The organism is Flavobacterium cutihirudinis, from assembly GCF_003385895.1.
GTDB classification, from domain to species: domain Bacteria; phylum Bacteroidota; class Bacteroidia; order Flavobacteriales; family Flavobacteriaceae; genus Flavobacterium; species Flavobacterium cutihirudinis.
This window is the reverse complement of sequence record NZ_QRDQ01000008.1, coordinates 288,325-311,197: the sequence shown is the minus strand read 5'-3', so window position 1 is coordinate 311,197 and position 22,873 is coordinate 288,325. Positions and strand designations below refer to the sequence as shown.

The 22,873-nt window shown below is 35.2% G+C and carries 12 protein-coding genes; 7 read left to right on the top strand and 5 right to left on the bottom strand.

Annotated features, from left to right (window positions below):
* The first annotated feature begins 104 nt into the window (after positions 1-104).
* The 3 genes from BD847_RS07140 to BD847_RS07125 all read left to right on the top strand — a co-directional run bounded on the left by BD847_RS07140 (position 105) and on the right by BD847_RS07125 (position 10,403).
* A complete protein-coding gene (locus BD847_RS07140; RefSeq protein WP_115887607.1) occupies positions 105-3,905 on the top strand; it encodes a T9SS sorting signal type C domain-containing protein in 3,801 nt (1,266 codons plus the stop codon).
* Between the two features lie 573 nt (positions 3,906-4,478).
* On the top strand, positions 4,479-9,611 hold the full coding sequence (locus BD847_RS07130) for a fibronectin type III domain-containing protein (protein ID WP_167443834.1): 5,133 nt from the start codon (positions 4,479-4,481) through the stop codon (positions 9,609-9,611).
* Between the two features lie 234 nt (positions 9,612-9,845).
* Positions 9,846-10,403 carry a hypothetical protein gene (locus tag BD847_RS07125; protein ID WP_115887604.1) on the top strand — a complete coding sequence of 186 codons (558 nt, stop codon included), beginning with the start codon at positions 9,846-9,848 and terminating at the stop codon, positions 10,401-10,403.
* Positions 10,404-10,537: 134 nt separating this feature from the next.
* On the opposite strand, the gene BD847_RS07120 is transcribed toward BD847_RS07125, so the two are convergent.
* The 4 genes from BD847_RS07120 to BD847_RS07105 all read right to left on the bottom strand — a co-directional run bounded on the left by BD847_RS07120 (position 10,538) and on the right by BD847_RS07105 (position 14,815).
* A complete protein-coding gene (locus BD847_RS07120) occupies positions 10,538-11,404 on the bottom strand; it encodes a cupin-like domain-containing protein (RefSeq protein WP_208641791.1) in 867 nt (288 codons plus the stop codon).
* An 80-nt stretch (positions 11,405-11,484) separates the two neighbouring features.
* Positions 11,485-12,573 carry a biotin synthase BioB gene (bioB, locus tag BD847_RS07115; protein WP_115887602.1) on the bottom strand — a complete coding sequence of 363 codons (1,089 nt, stop codon included), beginning with the start codon at positions 12,571-12,573 and terminating at the stop codon, positions 11,485-11,487.
* Between the two features lie 172 nt (positions 12,574-12,745).
* Positions 12,746-13,183 (bottom strand): hypothetical protein, encoded by a 438-nt coding sequence (locus tag BD847_RS07110; RefSeq protein ID WP_115887601.1) that lies wholly within the window; start codon positions 13,181-13,183, stop codon positions 12,746-12,748.
* Between the two features lie 699 nt (positions 13,184-13,882).
* On the bottom strand, positions 13,883-14,815 hold the full coding sequence (locus BD847_RS07105) for a bifunctional riboflavin kinase/FAD synthetase (RefSeq protein ID WP_115887600.1): 933 nt from the start codon (positions 14,813-14,815) through the stop codon (positions 13,883-13,885).
* A 196-nt stretch (positions 14,816-15,011) separates the two neighbouring features.
* On the opposite strand from BD847_RS07105, the gene BD847_RS07100 reads away from it, so the two are divergent.
* Positions 15,012-17,696 (top strand): zinc-dependent metalloprotease, encoded by a 2,685-nt coding sequence (locus BD847_RS07100; protein WP_115888331.1) that lies wholly within the window; start codon positions 15,012-15,014, stop codon positions 17,694-17,696.
* An 85-nt stretch (positions 17,697-17,781) separates the two neighbouring features.
* Here the strand turns inward: BD847_RS07100 and BD847_RS07095 are convergent, their stop codons facing one another.
* Positions 17,782-18,402, bottom strand: coding sequence for a ComF family protein (locus BD847_RS07095; RefSeq protein WP_115887599.1), 621 nt, complete (start codon positions 18,400-18,402; stop codon positions 17,782-17,784).
* Positions 18,403-18,628: 226 nt separating this feature from the next.
* Here BD847_RS07095 and BD847_RS07090 point away from each other — a divergent pair, with 226 nt between their 5' ends.
* From BD847_RS07090 to BD847_RS07080, 3 genes are all read left to right on the top strand, one after another.
* On the top strand, positions 18,629-20,047 hold the full coding sequence (locus BD847_RS07090; RefSeq protein ID WP_115887598.1) for a T9SS type A sorting domain-containing protein: 1,419 nt from the start codon (positions 18,629-18,631) through the stop codon (positions 20,045-20,047).
* Positions 20,048-20,204: 157 nt separating this feature from the next.
* Entirely contained in the window at positions 20,205-21,746 is a 1,542-nt protein-coding gene (locus BD847_RS07085) for a glycine--tRNA ligase (RefSeq protein ID WP_115887597.1), read from the top strand.
* Positions 21,747-21,997: 251 nt separating this feature from the next.
* Positions 21,998-22,873: a LytR/AlgR family response regulator transcription factor gene (locus BD847_RS07080; RefSeq protein ID WP_115887596.1), complete on the top strand. Its 876-nt coding sequence runs from the start codon at positions 21,998-22,000 to the stop codon at positions 22,871-22,873.

Below are 22,873 nucleotides of genomic sequence, written 5' to 3'. Positions count from 1 at the left end.
AGGGTTTCTAAATTAGGTGCTATTCTTTTAATAACCTGATTTTTCGAATTTTGATTAGAAATTTATTCTCCACTTTCATTTTTGCTTTCATTTTTTACCCTAATATGTGTATTGCGCAACAAGGAAAAGTAGATGTTACTTTCAATACGCTGGATGATGGTATAATAGGTGACGGATTTGATCTTTCGGTACGAACGTTGTCAATGCAACCTGATCAAAATTTAATTGTTGGAGGGGAATTTTTAAATCTGAACGGAATACCAGCTCCTTATCTCACACGTTTAAAACCTGATGGTACAACTGATGAAACTTTTCATATCGGAGCAGGTTTTAATGGTAAAATCTATGCATCATGCCTACAAGCAGACGGAAAAATCATAGTTGCAGGCAGTTTCACTCTTTTTAATGGAATTAATGCGGGAAGAATTATTCGGCTAAACTCAGATGGTTCCTATGACTCTTCTTTCAATACGACAATAGGCGCAACAACAGGAATTATCTATGATATTACATCTCAACCTGATGGAAAAATTTTAATTGTCGGAAGCTTTACCAAGTATAATAATTCTACCGTAAATCGGGTTGCACGTCTTTTACCGAACGGTTCATTAGACACTTCTTTTGCAATAGGTATAGGATCGACTTCTAATATTATGAGTGCTAAGATTCTTTCAGAGGGAAGAATTCTTTTAGTCGGCAATTTTGATAAGTTTAATGGTATTTCGGCAAATAGGATTATTTGTTTAGGTGCAGATGGTCAAGTCGATACGAACTTTTTGGCGGGTTCTGGTTTCAATGATGATGTAAGTGTGGCGATAATTCAACCAGATGGTAAAATTCTTTTAGGAGGAAAATTTACTTCTTACAACGGAACTTTGGCGAATAGAATAATCAGAATTAATAATGATGGTTCAGTTGATACAACTTTTTTTGCGGGTTCAGGTTTTACTGATGGAGCCGTTGTTGCATTAAAACAAGATATCGCAGGAAATCTAATGGTAGGCGGGTCTTTTACAGGGTCCTACAACGGAGAAGGTGTTAATAGAGTTTGTTTGCTAAATTCAAACGGACGACTTTTAAATGATATTGATTTTGGAGCTGGACCTGCTACAGCTTCTGTTTACGCTTTAGAAAATGATGTGGAAGGATCGTGGTATATAGGCGGTTCATTTTTGGTTTTTGATGGATTAAATCAGGGAAGGTTGGCTAAAATTAATGCGGATCATGAGTACGATACCGGTTATTTATCGTCAGGAATTGGTTTTGATAATTCTGTTTACAAAGTAATTCCGTTAGACAACAGAAAAATGATTGTATGCGGCAACTTTAAGAAATTCAATGGTGAAATGGTTTCCCGAATTACTAAACTTTCAGAAGACGGAACTGTAGATGCTACTTTTAACATGGCACAATTTGGAGCCAATAATCTGATTAAAACGGCCGATATTCAATTGGATAGGAAAATTATAATAGGCGGAAATTTTACCAGATATAATGATACTGCTCTTAATCGCATTCTCCGTATTCAGTCAGACGGAAGTATTGATCCAACATTTAATATTGGTAACGGTGCAAACAGTCAGATTTATGCTTTGAGTATTCAGCCAGATCAAAAAGTAATTATAGCCGGAAATTTTACACGGTTTAATGATTTACCGGCAGGCCGTATAATTCGATTGCTTCCTGATGGTTCCCGCGATTTGACTTTTAATAGCTCCGGAACTGATGCGGTTATTGAAGTACTATTAATTCAGCCAGACGGAAAAATTCTTATTGGCGGGCGTTTTACCAATTTTAACGGAGCTCCGGTTTCTCATTTGGTCCGACTGAATCCGGATGGTAGTACAGATTCCAATTTTGCGATTGGAGATGGTTTTGATAAAAATGTCTATGCTCTCGCACTCCAATCTGATGGAAAAATAATTGTTGGAGGAAATTTTTTGAGTTTTAATAGATCTTCGCAAAAACGTATAGTTCGATTGAATGCTAATGGCTCATTAGACACAACTTTTGATTCGGGAACTGGTTTTAGTAAAGGTGATGTTCGTAGTATTTTGATACAGCCCGATGATCGTATTTTAGTTGGCGGAACTTTTTCCGGAACTTTCAAAAACAATTCTTCTCTGCGATTAGTTCGTTTGCTGAAATCGGGTGGTTTTGATAATTCTTTTGATGCCCGTCTCAATAATAAATTATTTACGATGGGCATAACTTCTGATTATCGATTAATTATTGGAGGTGATTTTAATTCTGTTTCAGGAATTTCCAAACATCGAATTGCCAGATTGAAACTCTGCCTCGGGTCTACATCTTGGGATGGAACTAACTGGTCAAATGGTTTTCCGTCAGGCGGAAAAGAAGCTTTCTTTAAAGAAGATTATTTAGGTTTGACGGGGACAAATGTCTGTAGCTGTACTATTGACGAAGGCAAAAATGTAAACTTACTAAGCGGAAACACTTTAAGTATTGAATTTGGTTATTCGGGATCAGGAATTTTAACTTTGGAGAATTCAGCATGCCTCTATCAAACGGATGACGATATGGTGAACACAGGAATTATTCAGCTTAAACGAATTACAACTCCCATGTCGCGCTATGATTTTACGCATTGGTCATCTCCCGTTGATCATCAAAAATTAGTAGATGTTTCTCCGAATACTTTAGCCGACAAGTATTTTTCATATGATTATAATGTAAAAAACTGGAAACTGGAAAGCCCTTCAAACGAGATGGTTCCGGGTATAGGCTATATCATTAGAGCACCTCAGTATTATTCGATTACCGATCGATTAGAATATGAAGCGGTTTTTAAAGGAATTCCCAATAATGGAAAAATAACAACAAGAGTAGGACCATTAGATAGTGCGACTTTAATAGGAAATCCGTATCCGTCAACACTAAATGCAGACGCTTTTTTACGCAAAAATTCATCTTTATTAAAAGGCGGACTCTATTTTTGGACTCATAATACGCCTGTAACAAACCTAAAATATACAGCAGATGATTATGCGGTTTATAATTTACTTGGCGGAGTGGGAACAAGAAAATCCCTATCTGTAGGAAAGGTTGATCAAATTCCGGATGGAAAAATTGCCACAGGCGAAGCATTTTTTGTTTTTAGCACTGCGAGAGGAGAAATTGAGTTTAACAACAGTATGCGTCAGATAGAAAACAATTCATTTTTCTTTAAGCCAGCAAAGAAAGAAGAGGTAATTTCTCAATCAGTTCTAGAAAAGCATAGAGTTTGGCTGAACTTTGAAAATAAAGAAGGCTTTTTTAAACAAATATTAATTGGTTATACAGAGGGTGCAACAAACAGTTTTGATAATGATTTTGATGCAGAGTCTATGGAAGGAAACACGTTTGGGGATTTCTTCAGTAGTATTGAAGATAAAAAGTTAGTGATTCAGGGACGTGCGTTGCCTTTTGAAAAGTCGGATGAAGTTGCTCTTGGTTATAGGAGCTCAATTGAAGGCGATTTTACTATAAGCATTGATCATGAGGACGGTTATCTTATTACATCGGATATTTTTATAGAAGATACAGAATTAAACAAGATTCATGATTTGAAAACGGAACCCTATGCCTTTAAAACACAAAAAGGGAATTTTGATAAGCGTTTTGTTTTAAAATATAACAATGCAACCTTAAGTGTGATTGATATAAAGGATAATAATTGTCAAATTTCGGTTTCGGTAAAAGATCAAATTATAAAGATAGACGCTTGTGAAGAAATAATAAAGGAAATTGAAGTTTTTGATATTTCGGGCAGATTAGTGTATCGAAAAGACAAAGTTCAATCTAGTAACTTTTCGACTTCAAAACTTCAATTTGCACATCAGATTTTACTTTTGAAAATAAAATTAGAAAACGGTAAAACAGAAACCCGGAAAATTATTGTATAAATTTTTTTAGAAATATTTTAAAACCATTTTCGAATTGAAAAATGGTTTTTTTATTTCATTTTTTTGTTAGGAATTATCTTTTACACGACGTTTTTTTCGTGAATAATTTTAAAAGAGCATCAATAAAAGTTCATTTTGTTAAAATTACAAAAAAGACGTTTTTCAAATTACTAGACCAGAAACAGAAATCAAATGATGAACTGCATGAAAAAGTAAAAATCATGAGAAATTACTTTAAAAGAATTTATTTTTAAATTATAAGTCTCTGTTTTTTAAATAATTAGTTAAAATTTGTAAATTGTTATTAGGATTTTGTTAACTAATTTGTGCCATTATTTATACCTATACACACTTCACTTTTATATTAAATTTTAAGGCAAAAAAATCTTTTTTCACCCACCCCAATTATCTGCTTAACGTATCTAAATGGTAAATTTAAATACCACTATTTTTCGTTTTTTAAGATTTGTATTTTCTTTTTCTCTGCCAATGTGAGCTCGCGGTATTTAAAATTTTAAAATGATTTTCATAAGAGTTTGGATTTAATTTTTAATGATTTTAAAATATAGCCGTATGAAAAAATCTTTACTTATAGCAATAATTAGCTGCCTGCCATTTTTTCTTAATGCCCAAACAACTACAACCTTTACACTTGCGGGAACCCAGACATTTGTAACACCAGCAGGGATCACCACTTTAAACGTGCAGGCATGGGGAGCAGGTGGGGCAGGTGGAGCTTCTACAAATCCGGGGTTAAATGGTGCTAGAGGAGGTTCAGGTGGTGGTGGTGGTGCTTTTGCCAGTGCTGCTATAACAGTTACTTCAGGCACGACATTGTCCGTAGTTGTTGGTGCAGGAGGTAAGGGTGCTGTCGGTGCGACAGTATTTTCTGGAGGATTCTCTGGAATTACCGGTTTCCCAATTAGTGCAGAAGGAGGAAGAGGCGGTCTTCAAAATACAAATAATACTCCTGCGGGAGGTCTTGGAGGATCAGTTGCAGGTTCTACAGGTACTACTATAATGCCTGGAGCACCGGGTGAATCGGGACAATCTGGTTTTACCGAAGAAGATGAGAATGGACAACCCGTTATTGTTAGAGCAGGAGCAGGTGGAAATGCTGCAAATGGTGGAGGAACTGGAGGTGCAAGACTTAACACTCCTTTTGCCAGCAGTGTTGGAAATAACGGAAATGCACCAGGTGGAGGAGGTAGTGGAGGACGATCTTCTTTTCTTTTTCCTGCCAGAAAAGGTGGTGATGGTGGTGACGGAAAAGTTATCATTGGTTATACTTGCCCCACTTATACTGCAGATAGTGCTACAGGCTCTAATGTAAACGTCTGCTCCGGGACTTCTTCAGAAATCACATTAACTGGAACTTTGCCAGTTGGACTTTACTCCGTTTCATATGAAATTCAAGGTATAGCACAAACACCTGCAGCAATGCAAGTGACAACTGCAGGAACAGGAACTTTTATTGCAACTGGTTTTACAACCGTAGGAACTGTATATGTTAAAATTACAGCTTTAACTTCAGGATCGAGTACTGTGGCTTCAGAAAATTGTACTTCGCAGCTTCCCGTTCCTCTTTTAGTTCCTGTTGTTGTAAATTCTTCAGGAACAGCACCTGTAGCAACTGCGGGGACTGGTGCAACATGTAATCAAATTACGGCAAATTGGCAAGCAGTTGCGGGAGCAGTTTATTATGAGCTTGATGTTTCGACAGTAAACACTTTTGCTAGTTTTGTGACAGGATATAGTGCTTTGAATGTTGGTAATGTATTAACTTATAATATCACCGGTTTAGCAAATGCTACTTATTATTATCGTGTTAGAGCATATAATGGAAATTGTATTAGTGCTAATTCTAATACTATTACTTATGCAACTGCAGTTATTCCGGGAACAGTAACATCTATGACTGGAACAGCTGGGATTTGTACTGAATTTATTGCACGTTGGAATACATTAACAAGCGCAACAAGCTATTTGTTAGATGTATCGACGACATCTACTTTTAATGCCGGAACGTTTGTTGCTGGTTATAATGCTTTGGATGTAGGTAATGTAACAAATTATGATGTTACGGGTTTAAATCCTAATACTCAATATTATTATAGGTTAAAAGGAAAAAGTGGCTGTGGAATCAGTGTAAATTATTCAGCAGTTCAGACTGTTACAACAACGAATGCTATTCCAGGAACTGTGACATCTCTTACTGCTAATAGTATATTCTGTAATTCTTTTAATGCTAGATGGAATTCATCATCAGCGACGACAAGTTATTTACTGGATGTTTCGACTTCATCCACTTTTGCAAGTTTCTTACCAGGATATCAATCTTTAGATGTTGATAATGTTAACGGCTACGTAGTTACAGGGTTAACCGGAGGTACTCAATATTATTATAGAGTTAAAGCAAAAAATGGTTGCGGTGTGAGTGCTAATTATTCAACAGTTCAGTCTCCAATAACGTCAACCGCTGCACCTGGAACGCCAACAGTAACAATTTCTTCCGCGTTATGTAATCAAATAAGTATATCGTGGACCACTCCGACAGGAAGTTTGAGCTATACTGTTCAAATGTCCACATCAAATACTTTTCCGATTGGTTCTACAACACAGACTATAACAGGATTAACAACTAATAATTATACTTTTACTGGTTTGCCGTCAGGCCAGACATATTATGTTCGAGTTTATGCAAAAAATGGATGTTCAGTGGGTGATGGAACCGTTTCTAGTATTGTTACAACAGGTACAATAAGCCCAGCAGCAGCACCAACAGTAACTGCGAATGGATCATTAACAATTTGTCAGACAGACGGAGTAAGACTCACATCTAGTGCCGCGCCAACTGGTTATGGTTATCTTTGGTCAACAGGTTCAACTTCAAATTCAATTTTTGTTACGGCACCAGGAAGTTATACGGTTCAGTTTTCCAGAGCGGGTGGGTGCAATAGCCCTGCATCTGTAGCCCAAGTAGTCGTAGTTGAGAATTTGCCAACAGCCTCTGCCGGTGGTTCACAAACAATCTGTTCAAACCAATCGGCAACAGTTTCTGGAGCTTCTGCATCCAATGGATCAATACAATGGACGTTTTCTGGGGGTGCTGGTACCTTGGCTAATTCAACTTCGCTTACTCCTACCTATACGCCTGCTTTGGGTGGCCCTGCGAGAACAGTAGTTTTGACAATGACTGTAACAAGCACAAATAGTTGTATGCCACAGATTGCTACCGCAAAATATACCATAAATATTCAGGCAGCACCAACAGTTTCTATTTCTGGAGCTAAAAGTACTTGTCCCGGTGGAGCAATTACGGTTCTCGCTGGTGAAGCAAACGCGACTAATGGTACAATTTTGTGGGGTCACGATGGAAGTGGTACAATTGCAAACGGAACAACTTTAACTCCTACTTATACTTCTGTCGCAGCTGATGCTGGTAAACAAGTTACATTAACCATGACTGTAACAGCTTCACCTGCTTGCTCAACAACCTATGCAGTAAGTGATGTTTACCCTGTTGTGGTGTTTGCAAATAATACAGTTGGAGCAGCTTCTTCCTCTCCTGTCGTATGTATTAATACTCCTATAACAGACGTTACTCACGTAACAGATGGTGCGTTAGGAATTGGCACTCCCGTAGACTTACCAGCTGGAGTTACTGCGACTTGGGCTACTAATACGATTATAATTAGTGGTACTCCGACAGAAGCAGGTATATTTAATTATTCAATACCATTGACGGGTGGATGTGGTACATTGAACGCAACAGGAACCATAACCGTGAATGCCTTAACAGCAAGTCCTACTATTGGAACAGTAGAACTCCCAACCTGCGTAAATTCACAAGGTAAAGTAGAATTAACAGGGCTTCCTTCAGGAAATTGGTCTATTGCTCAAAGTGGTACAGTATCTCAAACTTATTCATCATCTGGATCTAATTATACAATTTCAGGATTGATTCCCGGAAATTATTCCTTTACGGTTCAGGTAGGAAGCAATTGTCCTTCTTTACCGACTTTAAACGTTATTATTGACGCGCCGGTAACCAATGTTTGGAACGGAACTGTCTGGTCTACAGGAAGTCCGCCAATTGATACTGATGCGATCGAATTTAATGGAGATTTTGTGTCGACAAGCGATTTGGAAGGATGTTCTTGTAAAGTTAATGATGGCAGAAATGTGACTATTAACTCGGGAAATACTTTAAAAATTAAACATGGACTTACGGTCAATTCCGGAGCAGGAGCAATTTTAACATTCGAAAATAATGCAAGTTTGGTTCAAGAAGATGATAATGCAGTCAATACAGGAAATATCAACTATAAACGTACAACAACTCCGGTTCGCCGCTACGATTTTACACACTGGGGATGTCCGGTAACACGAACACCAGCTTTTACATTGCACGATTTATCGCCAAATACATTAGCTGACAAATATTATAAGTATGATCCTAACAATGGATGGGTCATTATTTACAATGGAACTGACGCTTGGATCAAAGGAGTAGGATATATTATCAGATCGCCTCAGAATTATGATATTGATGTCCCGGCAGTTTTTAATGGTACGTTCAATGGAGTTCCGAATAACGGGCTTGTTACTGTTCCCATTTCGACAGCAGCGAAATGGTATCTTGTTGGAAATCCATATCCTTCAGCAGTGTACGCTGATCAGTTTATTGTAGACAATCAGAATGTTCTTTATGGAACTTTATATTACTGGACGCATAATAGTTCTCCACGTAAGATGGCGCCTGAAGATACAACATACAAGTATACATCAGATGATTACGCAATTTATAATTTGTCAGGGAGTGTTTTAGCAGGAACTCTTACCGGAGAAGAAGCTGAATCTCCAGGAAGTAATACATATGCTCCAATTGGCTATATCGCTTCTGGTCAGTCCATTTTTGTTGAGTCGAAAACAGTTGGAGATGCTTTTTTTAATAATGCAATGCGCGTAGTTGGAAATAATGATCATTTTTTTAAACAGGATCCAAAATTTAAAAAATTAGCAGAACGCGAAAAACACCGTATTTGGCTTAATTTGAGAAATACAGAAGGCGCATTCAAACAACTCTTAGTTGCTTATGTCGAAGGAGCAACCAACAGCTGGGATGATAATTTTGATACTAAAACTATGGATTCAAACAAATACATTGATTTTTACAGCAACAATGAATCTCTGAATTATAGTATTCAGGGTAAAGCTTTGCCTTTCAATGAAACAGAGTTAATTCCGTTGGGTTATAAATCAACAATTGCGGGCGAGTTTTCTATTTCTATAGATCATGTCGATGGTCTTTTTAATACGCAGAATATTTATCTGGAAGACAAGAAAAACAATGTTGTGCATAATTTACGTGAGAGTAATTATAAGTTTTCTACTGAAACAGGTACTTTCAATGATCGCTTCGTACTACGTTATACAGGCAAAACCTTGGGTACAGATGACATAACAAATCTTTTAAATTATGTTTTGTGCACTGTTAAGGATAAAATCGTACGTGTAAAATCAAGCAAAGAGACATTAAAAGACGTGTATATTTTTGATGTTTCAGGAAAAATGCTTTACAAGAAAAATAAAATTGGAGAAACAGAACTGCAAATCTCTAACTTACAATCAGCAAACCAGGTCTTAATGATCAGAGTGGTCCTTGATGATGGATCCTCACAAACCCAGAAAGTAATTTTTTGATGCAGTTCAATATTTGGTTGTTTGAGAAACCATTCCGTAAAACGGAATGGTTTTTTTGTTTTAGTGTTTCATAGAGAGTTCAACTGAAAAGCTGCGCAAATTTCTCTGACTTTGTGTAATTTTTTATTTCTTAGAAATTGTGAACGTTTAAAAGTCTCCTGACTTTTTTCGTTCAGTCGCGATGAAATATTTAATGAAGATAATATTTATCTTTATAAAAATAAATAATAAGAAATGAGAAATCTTTTGTCTTTTTTAGCAGTAGTTTTGCTTTGTTCTTGTGAATCAAACTCTCAAAATTCTCAAAGAGAAAATTTCAAAAAAGAAGTAAGTGAGAAGACTTTAGAAAAAATTATAAACAATTCTCCATTTCCTTTATCAAGTGGCGTAATGTCAAGTTACAAATATTTTAATTATTATGAACTATTTAGAAACTCTGGAGTTTGTGTTCAATTTAATCTTAATAAAGAAACAGAAAAAGAAGTTATTTATAAATTGAAAAAATATGAACATCTAAAAAATAATTTAGTAGCGCGTAAAGATTCGAGTTACGTATATAATTATTCTGATAATAATGGGAAAAACATACAGATTCCAGAGTTAAGTGAAGAATTTGGAGAAAGATCATCAATTAATTTAACCGATAATAAACAAGTAGATATTTATCTTATTGAAGAAGGAAATTTAGAGAACATTTATATTGATCAAAATAAACAGATTTATAATTATTCTATTGGTCTCTATTATTTTAAAAAATCATCAAATTTGATATATTGGTTTTTAATATATTAGAAGGTCAATATAAAAAACTACACAAATGTCTCCTGATTTTACGCTCGCAATCCAAAACAACAAAAAAGCCACTTTTGCGTAATACAAAAATGGCTTTTATGTTATTTTATAAATAAAACTATTAAATCCTATTATCACGCACTCCTCCTCAAATTCTCATGCGTATTCTGAATCGCTTTTTCATTCTTATAATCAATCCATTTTTGGCCTTTAAACTTTCGCATCATAATATCAAAATAACGCATAATAAAGACATTATAAGCTGCTTTTGAAAGATTGCTAATGCTTTTAGGGAAAGATCGCAAACTCATCGAAAATCCTGGCGTCAGATACTTCATATAATGCCAATAACCTTCCGGCATATAAAGCATTTCTCCATGTTTAAGTTTGGTGATGTAACCTTCGGCATTTTTCAGGGCAGGGAATTTCTCATAATCAGGATTATCAAAATCAATATCTTCCCGCGAAATAAGCGCATGCGGAACTTTATACATATACTTTGACTGATCCGGAGGGAAAATCATACATTGCTTTTCTCCATGAAAATGAAAATGAAGAATGTTCGAGTAATCGATATCAAAATGCATAAAGACTTTCGAGTTTTCTCCACCAAAAAAAAGCATCGGCATTTGCTTTACCAACTTCAGTCCAATTTCCGGCCATTTAAAATCATTATTTAAAGCCGGAACATCTTTCATTAAATTATAAAGAAAGATGCGGTAGTTGGTTGGTTTTGATTCTAAAAGGGAGATATAATCGCTCATTTTCATTTTGGTATGAGCTTCATTAAATCCGTCTTCGTGATTTACAGGTCTGTCATCATACAAAGGAACTGTAATGTTGCCTGCGATTTCGTTTATATAGGACAATTTCCATTTATGATAAGCTGGCCAGTCTTCGGTCAGTTCTTCAATTACTACTGGAATTTGTTTTTTAACATATTGGGAAATAAAATCAGCTTTTGAGATTTTTTTTACCCTTTCAATTTGCTTTAACTTCATCTTAAAAATAAAAAAATTGCTTATAACTCTGTGTTACAAGCAATTTAAAAAATTTTATTGAGATGTATTAACTCTTTTGACTAAATTTTTGATTTAATCGAATGTTCAACATTTCTTTCAATTGTATGTCCTGGTCTTGTCCATTTTGGTTTTTCACCAAGAGGAGCAAACTGAGAATCTTCTGCTTCAACTGTTTTTGGTTGCGAAACTTTAGTAAATGGCTTTTGCGGATTCAATCCTAAAAGTTCGAACATTTTCATGTCTTCGTGAACATCAGGATTTGGAGTTGTTAGCAATTTATCTCCGGCAAAAATTGAATTTGCTCCTGCGAAAAAGCACATTGCTTGTCCTTCGCGGCTCATATTTGTTCTTCCTGCAGATAAACGAACTTGTGTTTCCGGCATTACAATTCTTGTTGTAGCCACCATTCTGATCATTTCCCAGATTTCAACTGGTTTTTCATCTTCCATTGGAGTTCCTTCAACAGCAACCAAAGCGTTAATTGGCACTGATTCCGGTTGTGGATTTAAAGTAGAAAGTGCAACAAGCATTCCTGCTCTGTCTTCAATACTTTCTCCCATTCCAATAATTCCGCCGCTACAAACCGTTACATTGGTTTTACGAACGTTTTCGATTGTTTCTAAACGGTCTTCAAAAGCACGTGTCGAAATAACATCTTTATAATAATCTTCAGAAGTATCTAAATTATGATTGTAAGCGTATAAACCAGCTTCGGCCAAACGCTGCGCTTGGTTTTCGGTAATCATACCAAGAGTACAACAAACTTCCATATCCAGTTTATTAATGGTACGAACCATTTCTAAAACCTGATCAAATTCTTCTCCGTCTTTTACGTTTCTCCATGCAGCTCCCATACAAACACGGGAAGATCCGCTTGATTTTGCACGCAATGCCTGAGCTTTTACCTGACTTACACTCATTAAATCATTTCCTTCAACTCCTGTGTTATAGCGTGCTGCTTGTGGGCAGTAGCCGCAGTCTTCAGGACATCCTCCGGTTTTGATAGATAATAATGTAGATACCTGAACTACGTTCGGATCGTGTTTTTGCCTGTGAATGCTTGCCGCTTCATAAAGAAGGTCCATTAAAGGCTTGTTATATATGGCGATTATTTCGTCTTTTGTCCAATTGTGTTTTGTAATGCTCATCGATACATTGTTTTTGAAGCCTCAAAAATAGTCAAATTGTTCTAATCAACCAATGCCGAATTTTGTAAATGAATATTTGTCAGCTATTTTCAAAAAAGAAACACTCTAAAATCATAGAATTGTACTTTTTTATGATTTTAGAGTGCTAAATGTTAAGATTTATTTTGAAATATTAATCGGCTACATATTTATTGTTCCAATATAACATCATCATTAAGGTCACAATTACTGAAGAAGCGATTCCTTCAAATAATAAACAAATGCAATACGTTGGCACTGATGGATCTCCTCCAAACATAAACGTTTCAGATAATGTTTTTACATAAGCATCTCCACCTCTTGCATAACTATATACCAATAATCCGAATACGCTCATCGACACACCAACCACAGAGGTTGCCATTGCCGAAACTGCATTCGATACAAAATTGTTTTCTCCTTCATGAAGGTTCATTTGCATAGTTCGGTTTACGCCATAAAAAATAAAAAACACGTTTAGGGTACGTAAATAAAACAAGTCTGCTAAACCTAGTACATTCATCAATAAAAAATAAATGCCTATTCCGAGGAAAATGAGAAACCCGTTGGTTATTTCTTTAGGTAATTTCATAGTGGTTATTTTTAAAGAAGTTAATAGTAAATGTTTGAAGAACAGAGTTCTATATCAAATTTACTAAAAAAAATAACGACAATGATTTAAAATGGGTAAAATTTGTATAGAGGTGATAATGCCCCGAAATAAGTAAAGTCCTTACAGGACATTCATGCAGGTGCGATATTTTTTTTGCTACCGATATTTAACTCCTAACGGAGTAGTTGTTAATGAAGAACATATCTCGTAGAGATTTTATATCGGTAGAAATGTTTTATAAACCATTCCATTTTGTCCTGTAGGGACTATAATATCTGGAAGTAACTATTGAAGTTTGCTCAGAGAATCTAAAGTCCTTACAGGACATTCATGCAGTGTGATATTTTTTTTTGCTACCGATATTTAACTCCTAACGGGAGTAGTTGTTAATGAAGAACATATCTCGTAGAGATTTTATATCGGTAGAAATGTATTATAAACCATTCCGTTTTGTCCTGTAGGGACTATATATCTAGAAGTAATTTCTGAAGTTTGCTCAGAAAATCTGAAGTCCTTACAGGACAGTAATGCAGGTGTAATATTTTTTTTGCTACCGATATTTAACTCCTAACGGAGTAGCTGTTAACGAAGCGTATATCTCGTAGAGATTTTATATCGGTAGAAATGTATTATAAACCATTCCGTTTTGTCCCGTAGGGACTATATATCTGAAAGGAACTATTGAAGTTTGCTCACAAAATCCAAAGCATTCAATTTATCCTGATTTAATTGTTCTTTCAATAAATCAATCGAACCAAATTTTTGTTCCTCGCGAAGATATTTTAATAATGAAACTTCGATTTGTAGACCGTAAATATCTTGATCAAAATCAAATAAGTGGACTTCAATAGTTTGTTGTTGCCCATTGACAGTTGGATTGAAACCAATATTCATCATTCCAAAAACTTCTTTTTGGTCTACAATTGCTTTTACGGCATAAACACCCGTTTTCGGAATTAATTTATAATCTTCCTCAATTTTGATGTTTGCAGTTGGAAAACCAATTGTTCTTCCCAATTGTTTTCCTTTCACAACTTCGCCCGATAAAAAGTAATTATAACCCAGATAATCATTGGCTAAAGCCATATTTCCTTCGTTTAATGCTTTTCTGATTTTCGTTGAACTTACAGAAACATCCTGAATTTCCTGTGCAGAAATTTGTTCTACTTCGAAACCATATTCTGCTCCAAAAGCAATTAAATCATTAATATCAGCAGTTCTGTTTCTTCCAAATCGGTGATCGTGTCCAATTATTATTTTTTGAATATGAAATTGATCCACTAAAATAGAATGCACGAATTCCTCGGCAGTTAATCTTGAAAAGCTTTCGTCAAAAGGATGAATGATCAGATTTTCAATTCCGGTTTTCTCTAGAAGTTTTGTTTTTTCAGCAATTGTATTCAGAAGTTTTATTTCTGATTTTTCCTGCAAAACCATTCTTGGATGCGGAAAAAAAGTAAGTACTAAACTTTCGTATTTACCATCTTCAGTATTTTGTGTAATTCGTTCAAGAATTTTTTTATGACCAAAATGCACGCCATCAAAGGTACCAAGAGTTAAAATTGTTTTCTTGGTCGACTGGAAATCGTTTATAGAATGAAAGAGCTTCAAAACAAATATTTTAAGATGCTGCAAATTTATACTATCTATTTTGAATTTGATACCAACGTGAATTGATTTTTTTAGTATCTGGATGTTTCTTTTTGTGAAAAAGAACCAACTCGTCGAGTAAAAAGTATTAAATGTCGTTTATATGGGAGAATTCGGTTTAATTCCTTTAATTTTGAATTATCAATCGCCGCGACTTATGAAAAAACTTTTACTTTTTTTATTTATCTTTTGGAGCGTTGCCGGTTTAGCGCAGCAAAGTGATGATTTATGGCAAAAATCTAATGCCGTTTCTGTCTTGAGCAAAAGCACAAATGCTTCGGTTTCAGACTCAGGCAAGTTATATTATCGATTAAATACTGAACGGCTGCAAACGAAACTTGCACCTGTAACAAGCATAACTTCAAAAAGTAATACGGCTGAAATTAGCATTCCGAATAGTGATGGAAAACTGGAGCGATTTATTGTTTGGGAATCTTCGAATTTTGAACCTGAATTACAGGCGAAATATCCTGAAATTAGATCTTATGAAGGTTCTGGTTTGGATGATAAAACAGCAAAAATTCATTTTAGTGTTTCGCCTTTAGGTTTGCAGACAATGGTATTTCGTGCAGATAAAGCAACCGAATTTATAGAAGAGAATCCTGAAAATAAAACCGAATACGTACTCTTTGCAAAAAAATCATTGCTGTCTGATAAGCTTTTATGTACTACAATTGATTCGGCTCTGAATAAAAGTGCGACTGCAAAAACAGCAAAGACAGCATCAAATTCGAAAGTTTTTAAAACACTACGTTTAGCATTATCCTGCACGGCTGAGTATACCACCTATTTTGGTGGGACAAAACCATTAGCATTGGCAGGAATGAATGCAACACTGACACGAGTAAATGGAGTTTTTAATAAAGATCTTGCCGTTAAATTGATTTTGATAGCAAATACAGATCAGGTAATTTATATAGATGCAGAAACCGATCCTTATGATCCTCCGGCGCAAGGAACTGCAGATCCTGGCGCAACATGGCCAAAGGCAGTCCAGAAAACACTGACTACAGTTATCGGAGATGGTAATTACGATATGGGCCACTTATTTGGTGCTTCAGGAGGTGGAGGGAACGCAGGTTGCATAGGTTGTGTTTGCGTAAGTCCAGTTGATAATGAAGATTTAGCAAAAGGAAGCGCGTATACTTCCCCATCTGATGGTAGACCTGAAGGAGATACTTTTGATATCGATTTTGTGGCGCATGAAATGGGACATCAATTAGGTGCAAATCATACATTTTCTTTTGATTCAGGTGAACGTAGCAGTGTAAATATCGAGCCAGGAAGTGGTTCTACTATTATGGGGTACGCCGGTATAACAAAGTATGACGTCCAGGATAATTCAGATGATTATTTCGCTTACGCCAGTATTCTTCAAATTCAGGAGAATCTTGCGAGAAAAACTTGTCCGGTAGACACATCTTTAACTAATAATCCTCCCGCAATTATTGCAGGAAACGATTACGTAATCCCAATTAGTACTCCTTTTGTTTTGACTGGTTCCGGTTCAGATCCAGAAGGCGATACCATAACATATAATTGGGAGCAAAATGATAATTCAATAACAACAACCGAAGATAAAAGTATTGCATATCCCACAAAACCAGATGGACCGTTATTTAGATCAGTTAAGCCAGGAAGCTCGTCAGTGCGCTATATGCCTGACTTTAGTTCAGTTCTTCAAAATATTTTAACCACTAAGTGGGAGTCTGTTTCGTCTATTGCAAGAACGTTGCATTTTACTTTAACAGGAAGAGATAATGCTGCTTTAGGTTCAGGACAAACGAATACTGATGAAATGATGGTAACCGTTTCTGCTTCTGCAGGGCCTTTTGAAGTTACATCACATGCATCTGAAAATGTAAGTTGGCGTCAAGATGTAGCGCAAACGGTAACTTGGAATGTTACAAATACAAATACGCTTCCAGGGTCTTCTGCAGTTAATATCAAATTGTCTACAGATGGCGGAGCAAATTTTCCGATAACGTTAGCTGCAAATACGCCAAATGATGGCTCTGAAGTGATTACACTTCCGTCAAGTGTGCCAGATGCGAAATATTGCAGAATCTTAATTCAGCCGACCGATAATATTTATTATGCATTAAATAAAAAAGCTTTTGCTGTAGGATATAGGTCGTCTATAACTTGTGATCCGTATAGCTTCGAAAGTGCATTTTCAATTCCAAATACCACAACATTTTTTACCAAATCGGTAACTGTTCCGGCATCAGATGCGGTGGTTTCTGATGTGAATGTTTCGGTTAACATAACACATGAAAATTTTTCCGATTTAGAAATTCAAATGGTAAGCCCACAAGGAACCGTTGTGCGATTGTTTAATAAAAGCTGTGGCGGTTCAAGTGGAACTAAGGTATTTCAGTTTGATGATGCAGGAGCTGAAATAGATTGTTCAAAAACGACAGAGCAAATTGTTGTTCCGGTAGATCTTTTGAGCGCTTTTAATGGTGAAAATCCTGCAGGAACTTGGACATTCAGGATAAGAGATGCAGTTGTCGGAAGTTTTGGAACTGTAAATTCGGCTTCGATTACTATTTGCGGTCAGGTTTTCACACTTGGAAATGAAGATTTTGAAAATATTGATTTTAGTCTTTATCCAAATCCAAACAAAGGAAGTTTTGCGGTTGAGTTTGAAAGTAATTCAGGTTCGGGAGCAAAGATTTTTGTGCATGATGTTTTGGGAAGAACTGTTTATTCTAAAACTTTTGAGAATACGACTCACTTTAATCACAACATTCAGCTTTCAAACGTTGTGTCCGGAATGTATTTCGTGACGGTTATCGACGGAAACAGACGAACTGTGAAGAAAATTATTGTGAACTAACGATTTAAAATTCCAATAAAGAAATTCCAAATTCCAAAAACTAATCAATTGGAATTTGGAATTTTTTATTTGGAATTTAACTCCGCTAGGAGTTCGCCATCGCCATACAAACAATACTGATTTTAGCTCCCGGAATTTTTAATAAAGCTTTTGAGCAGGCTTCAAGTGTTGAACCTGTTGTAAGAACATCGTCAACAATTAAGAAATGTTTGTTATGATTTCTTTCCGAAAAATGAACATCAAAAATACTTTCAATGTTTTCAGAGCGACCAAGGAGATTCTTTTTGGATTGTGTTTTAGAATACTTTTTTCTGAAAAGAACGGTTTCATCAAAAGTAAGATTCAAACTTTCTGAAAGTGCTTTTCCAAAGGCAGTAACCTGATTATAACCACGTTCTTTGAATTTTTTGGGATGTAGTGGTACCGGAATTACAACTTCGAACGAATTGTTCAGTTTCAATTCTTTTAAATCTTCGGCATACCAGTGGCCTAAAACAGTTCCTATTTCTTCATGCCCTTTATATTTTAAATTATGAATCAGTTCCTGAACAATTCCCTTTTTATTAAAATATAAAAATGCCGATGCATGCTCAATTTCAATTTTACCATAAAATTTCTTAACAGCTTCATTTTTAGCATCCAAATGATATTGTGTCAGCGGCATTTCATGTCTGCAACTCGTGCATAAAACAGTTTCGTTTGTCATTAAAACAGAACGACATCCGGAGCAAACTTTCGGGAAAAACAAGTTGATAAGATAATTGAGCACAGTTGAATAATTTAGTTTCAATAGTAACGATAAAATACTATCGTCTTTTGAATAAATATAATTAAAATATTGATTTTAATCATAATATTTTTACAATACAATCATGTTTTCGGTTTAAAGAATTACTTGATAGAAAATAAAAGCGGTGAACCAATACTTTACTATGAAAAACAACTACCAAAGCAGCTATGTAATTTTAGCAGTACTTCTTTTTTTTGTTTTTGAAAATCAGCTTGTGGCTCAAAAACGCGGAATGGTCAATAAAACCTTTTTCAAAAACGGACTTATTGCAAAAGAGATTTATTTGGGAGCAGATCAAATGTTGGACAGCATTAGAACCTATCATATTGTTGGAGGACTGGATGAAAGATTCAGTTTTGATGAAAATGGTTTGATGAATGGTATTTGCCAAAAGTTTTCAAGTAATGGAAAGCTAAAAACGATCTGGCTATTTAAAAAAGGCATTTTGATTAAAAGAACCGATTTCTTTAAAGAAGATAATCTTAAAAATAAAGCGAAAGTCGAAGAAAACTATGCTATTATTGTCAAAAACAATGAATTGTTAAAAACGGATCCCAGTAATTACGGACTACTTTATGGCAGAGCGGCAAGTCGGATATATCTGGAAGATAATATATTGGCAGAGTTTGATTTTTTAGGATTTAAAGCACATTTAGAAAGTCTTAAAGCAAGTCCGAATGCGGGTCAATTTCCTAGATTAAATCAGGATTTAGCTGAAATTTATAGCAGACTTTCTACTCTTTATTCCAGATTTGAGAACGATAATCTTAGTGTTGATTTCAAATTAAAGGCAATCCAGATTGATCCGCAAGAAACAAGACATTACTTTAATCTCGGAGCTTATTTGGCTACAGAAATACACGATTATCGATTGGCAATTTACTATTTGGATGAAGTAGAGCGCAGATTTCCAAATCATAATTTTGCACACTGGGTTTTGGGTTATACGTATTTGGAACTGGAACAGTATGATAAAGCAATAGAAAATATAAATATTGCTTTTCAAAATGAAGCAAATCTCTATGAAAATGGATACGGAACCGAAGAGAGTGATTTAAGAACAATAAGAGGACTCGCGTATCATAAATCAGGAAAAACCGACTTAGGAATTGCAGATTTAAATGAAGCTTTGAGAATTAATAATAAGAATTCGGTAGCAAATAAATATCTTGGAATAGTATATGATGATTTAGGGCAATCTCAAAAAGCCTGCGATTATTTTAAGAAAGCGAGAGATTTAGGTTATGAAAAAAAATACGCTAACAAGGAACTGGAAAGTTTTATAAAGAAAGCTTGTAATGCAGATCAAAGCAAAATTGCCAGTATTGCACCAAAAGATTTACCTTTTATAGCGCCAAATCCTGCAGAAAACAGTGTTGAGGTTTTTAATTATCCGTATTCCGATTTTAATTATGAAATACATAATGCACAATCTCAAAAATTACGTCATGGAGTTTCAAATAATAAAACGATAGAACTTTTGGGGTTGCCAACAGGTTTTTATATTCTAACGATTACGAATCAAGGTAAATCGGAAACTTTTAAACTGATTAAGAAATAGAAAGTGAGCTACTTATTGTTCTGATTTATAGAAAAAATTATGATTTTCTATTTTGAAATAGAAAATAGCGGATTTATTTCTAAAAATTACTAAACAACGGGGAATCTTCAGCTATTTTTCTTTTTTTTAAATTCACTTTTTATATTTTTGCATCACTATGGCAAAACAAGAAGATTTATTTAAGAATGTGGTTTCGCACGCAAAAGAGTACGGATTTATTTTTCCGTCGAGCGAAGTATACGATGGATTGAGTGCAGTGTATGATTATGCACAAAATGGTGTCGAGTTAAAAAAGAATATACGTGAATATTGGTGGAAATCAATGGTTCAGATGAATGAAAATATTGTTGGCCTTGATGCGGCAATATTAATGCACCCAACAACCTGGAAAGCTTCAGGCCACGTTGATGCGTTCAATGATCCGTTAATTGACAACAAAGATTCCAAAAAAAGATATAGAGCTGACGTTTTAGTAGAAGATTTTGCTGAAAAAATCAATCTGAAAGCTAAAAAAGAAATCGAAAAAGCAAAAGCTCGTTTTGGCGATGCATTCAACGAAGAAGAATTTGTAACTACAAATGCTCGTGTTGTTGAATATTTGGCTAAAGAAAGAGAAATTAGAGAGCGTTTAGGACGTTCTTTAGGAAACGGAGATCTTGAAGATGTAAAAGCTTTGATTGAAGAGCTTGAAATCGCTGATCCTGAAACGGGTTCAAGAAACTGGACTGATGTAAAACAATTCAACTTGATGTTCGGGACAAAATTAGGTGCTTCTGCAGAAAATGCAATGGATCTTTATTTACGTCCGGAAACAGCACAAGGTATTTTCGTAAACTTCTTAAACGTTCAGAAATCAGGTCGTATGAAAGTTCCTTTCGGAATTGCTCAAACGGGTAAAGCATTCAGAAATGAAATTGTTGCAAGACAGTTTATTTTCCGTATGCGTGAATTCGAACAAATGGAAATGCAATTTTTTGTGCGTCCGGGAGAAGAAATGCAATGGTACGAACACTGGAAAACAACTCGTTTAAACTGGCATTTATCTTTAGGTTTAGGAAAAGAAAATTACCGTTTTCATGATCACGAAAAATTAGCGCACTATGCAAATGCGGCTGCTGATATTGAATTTAACTTCCCATTCGGTTTCAAAGAATTAGAAGGAATTCACTCTCGTACTGATTTTGACTTAAAAGCACACGAACAATACTCTGGAAGAAAACTACAATATTTTGATCCTGAATTGAACGAAAACTACGTGCCATACGTAGTAGAAACGTCTGTGGGTCTTGATCGTATGTTTTTAGCTGTTTTTGCAACATCGTTGCAAGAAGAGGTTTTAGAGGATGGATCATCAAGAACAGTGCTTAAATTGCCAGCAGTTTTAGCGCCAACAAAAGCAGCGGTATTACCATTGGTTAAAAAAGACGGTTTGCCGGAAATTTCAAGAAAAATCATCGAAGATTTGAAATGGGATTTCAATGTAGCTTATGACGAAAAAGATGCAGTAGGACGTCGTTACAGAAGACAAGATGCTCTTGGAACGCCATTCTGTATTACTGTTGATCACCAAACTTTAGAAGACGAAACAGTAACAATTCGTCATAGAGATACAATGAAACAAGATCGCGTTAAAATTTCTGAGTTAAGAAGTATTATCGAAAATGAGGTTTCAATGAAAAACTGGTTGATGAAAATGTAATTTTTCTTAATTAACACGATATAAATCCCAAATTCCTCGCAGGAGTTTGGGATTTTTTTAATTTTGAAAAGTGCATTTCGTCGAACATTTTTGCATTTCGTCCTTATGTATTAACATTTTAGCGTAATGTGTTAACAATGAAATGTTTAGAAAATTGAAATAACTAAATTTAATTGCGCATTTTACCCTAAAGTCAAAAATATGGTTCTGATGTTGTTTTCATCGGATCATAAAATGAATTAAAACTAAAATTGAAAAAATATTCGTATATCATTATTGACAATGACGCTGAAAGTGTTTTGAAAACCAGAATTGTTACTGAAGGTTTTTCAGAATTAACTTTTATAGCCTCTGCTACGAATTACCATCAGGGTTTGAATTTAGTTTTAGAGCATCGTCCGGCCTTTATTTTTTTAGAAATCAATCCCGAAGATTCACAAAGTAACCTTTCTCTGGCTTTCATCGGCGAATTGTATCGGTATTTATCTATTATACCGAAAATCATCATTACAACGTCAACAAAAGAGCTGGCTTTTGATGCGATTCAGTACGGCGTTTTTGATTATATTTTAAAACCTTTAACGCATATTGATCTGATAAAGACCCTTTTAAAGCAGGAAAAGACCCTTTCTGAGCCAAAAGAGACACGTTTTGTCGAAACTCCCGCGCAAGTTATTGATTTAAAAGAAGTTGAGTCTATTATCGAAATTCCGGACGTAATTGAAGATAATAAGCCTGGGATTATAGAAAATCAACGAATTATTCTTGAGACAGAAAAACCACTCGTAATCTGCGTAAAATCATATGGAGATTACCGTTATATGAATGCATCTGATATTTGCTATTTTCAAGCCGATAATAACTCGACAGATATATTTCTCGCATCTGGCGAAATGGTGACCGCATTTAAGACTTTAAAACATTTTGAGAGCGTTTTGACGCATCCGTTTGTGCGAATTCACAACAGTTATATAATCAATCAAAATTATATTGCGAGAATTCATAACGGAAACTCAGTTTGTTACATCAAAAACTCTCCTAAAAAGATTCCTTTTTCCAAAACTTACAAAGCAAACGTAGACGCAATTATCACAGATATCGCTGATGGTAATTATTTAGAAGTCTAA

Excerpts from the sequence above, each read along its gene's own strand:
- BD847_RS07140 (WP_115887607.1), top strand. The coding sequence starts at position 105 with ATGTGTATTGCGCAACAAGGAAAAGTAGATGTTACTTTCAATACGCTG.
- BD847_RS07130 (WP_167443834.1), top strand. The coding sequence starts at position 4,479 with ATGAAAAAATCTTTACTTATAGCAATAATTAGCTGCCTGCCATTTTTT.
- BD847_RS07125 (WP_115887604.1), top strand. The coding sequence starts at position 9,846 with ATGAGAAATCTTTTGTCTTTTTTAGCAGTAGTTTTGCTTTGTTCTTGT.
- BD847_RS07120 (WP_208641791.1), bottom strand. The coding sequence starts at position 11,404 with ATGAAGTTAAAGCAAATTGAAAGGGTAAAAAAAATCTCAAAAGCTGAT.
- bioB (WP_115887602.1), bottom strand. The coding sequence starts at position 12,573 with ATGAGCATTACAAAACACAATTGGACAAAAGACGAAATAATCGCCATA.
- BD847_RS07110 (WP_115887601.1), bottom strand. The coding sequence starts at position 13,183 with ATGAAATTACCTAAAGAAATAACCAACGGGTTTCTCATTTTCCTCGGA.
- BD847_RS07100 (WP_115888331.1), top strand. The coding sequence starts at position 15,012 with ATGAAAAAACTTTTACTTTTTTTATTTATCTTTTGGAGCGTTGCCGGT.
- BD847_RS07095 (WP_115887599.1), bottom strand. The coding sequence starts at position 18,402 with ATGACAAACGAAACTGTTTTATGCACGAGTTGCAGACATGAAATGCCG.
- BD847_RS07090 (WP_115887598.1), top strand. The coding sequence starts at position 18,629 with ATGAAAAACAACTACCAAAGCAGCTATGTAATTTTAGCAGTACTTCTT.
- BD847_RS07085 (WP_115887597.1), top strand. The coding sequence starts at position 20,205 with ATGGCAAAACAAGAAGATTTATTTAAGAATGTGGTTTCGCACGCAAAA.